The organism is Arhodomonas sp. KWT (assembly GCF_010993615.1).
This window is the reverse complement of record NZ_WNXE01000005.1, coordinates 8331-10221: the sequence shown is the minus strand read 5'-3', so window position 1 is coordinate 10221 and position 1891 is coordinate 8331. Positions and strand designations below refer to the sequence as shown.

Below are 1891 nucleotides of genomic sequence, written 5' to 3'. Positions count from 1 at the left end.
GACGCCTGGCTGGCGGCACTGCCTTACGCCGGCGCCGTGGCGGACATGACCCTCGCCGCCTCCAGCGTGACCGGCACGCTCGACGTCGCCGATGTCCGCAGCCTGACGGTGGACGGTGCCGTGGATACCGGCGCCTTTGCCGCGGCCGTCGGTGACCTCGGCATGACCGTGAACAGCGGTGCCGGTGTCACCGCGGCCGGTGCGATCGACATCACCGGCGATCACCTCGCGATGCAGGGCGACGCCGGCCTGACCGGTGACCGCCTCTCCGTGGACGTGGCCGGCGATATCGTTGCCGACCGTGTCCGCGCCCGCGGCGGCGCGGCGGACACGGACCTGCTGCTGGACGCCGGCGGCTCGCTGACGATGACCGACGACGGCTCGCTGATCAGCAACGACGCAGGGCTCGCCCGTCTGCGTGCCGGCGGCCATATCGGTACGTCTGCCCGGCCGCTGGAGGTCGACGTGGACACGCTGCACGCCGACGCCCTCGGTGGTGATCTGCGGCTGCACAGTGACCACGCCATCGGGTTCGTCGACCGCAGCACGGCCTCCGGCAGCGGCACCGCGACCGCACGGATCGTGGCCCCGGCCGTCACCGGCGCGGACCTCATCGCCGACCGGCTGCTGGTGGAGGCGGGGACCTTCTCCGGGCCGCGGCTGGAGACCCGGGACGCGCCCATGGATCTCGCCGTGGACGGGCTCGCCGACATCGGCACGCTCATCGCCGGGACCACGGCGGTCATCGATGCCGGGGCGCTGGCCATCGACTCGGCCGCCGTGACGGACACCCTCACCGCCACCACGACGGTGCGCAGCGGCGCCGACGGGCACCAGGACCTCGGCACCCTGGACGCCGGCGCCCGGATGAGCCTGACCGCCGCCGGCGACGTGGATTACGACAGTCTCACCGGCGACGCCACGCTGGCCATGGACGTGGCCGGTACCGCCACCGGCCGGACCGCCACGTTCGAGGACACGCTCACGTTCACCGGCACCGGGGACTATGACGTCGGTGCCGTGACGAGCAACACCGGGGACGTGATCGCCGACGATGTCGGCGGCGCCTTCGACGTCGCCACGCTGCGGACGCCGGCGGGGCTGATCGATGTCACCGCCGGCTCCTCCGCCATCGCCGACGGCGAGGCCGGCGGCGTCCACGCCGGGGACGGCTGGTCCGTCAGCGTGGTCACCGACGGGGCCCAGGATCACGGTCGTCTCGCCGCCGAGGGCGACATGGCCTTCGAGGCCGGCATCGACCACAGCGGCTACGAGAACGACGCCGCCGGCGGTGCGGACTTCCGGGCGCTGGACCTCCTCTCCCGCGGGGGCAGCATCCACGTGGACGCCGGGTTCGCGGCAGTGGAGGCCGCGGACGCGTTCGCGCCGGATCAGGCGATCCGGATCCACACCACCGGTGCCCAGCGCCATGGCCGCATCGAGGGCTCCGGAACCGCCCGGCGGCTCCGTGCCGACGGCCGGGTGGAGCTGTACGCGGGTGACGACATCACCATCCGCGAGGTCATCGCTGGCATCGACGGTGAGAACTGGTCCGAAACGGAAGGCGGTGATGCCGATATTGAATCGGCCCACGGTGACATCGTGGGGAATCACATCAAGGCCAGCCGCGACATCATCCTGATGGCCATCAACGGCCGCCTGGAGCTCAACCGCCTCGACTACGGCCGCGGCTACACCCTGGAGGCGGGGCGCGACATCATCGCCGGCATCGGTGGCAACTTCGACTCGGCGGACGGCGAGATCAAGGCCGGGCGACACATCGAGATCACCACCCTGGGCCGGGCCGGCGAGAACGGGGATATCCTCCTCGGCGGACTGGAGGCGACCGACGGCCACATCTGGCTGGATGCCGCCGGCGACATTCTCGTTA

At 72.0% G+C, this 1891-nt stretch carries 1 protein-coding gene; it reads left to right on the top strand.

Going from position 1 to position 1891, the window contains the following annotated elements:
• Nucleotides 1-1891 (top strand): hypothetical protein (locus tag G7A99_RS02305; protein ID WP_163138761.1); only part of this gene is annotated, 1891 nt, incomplete at both ends.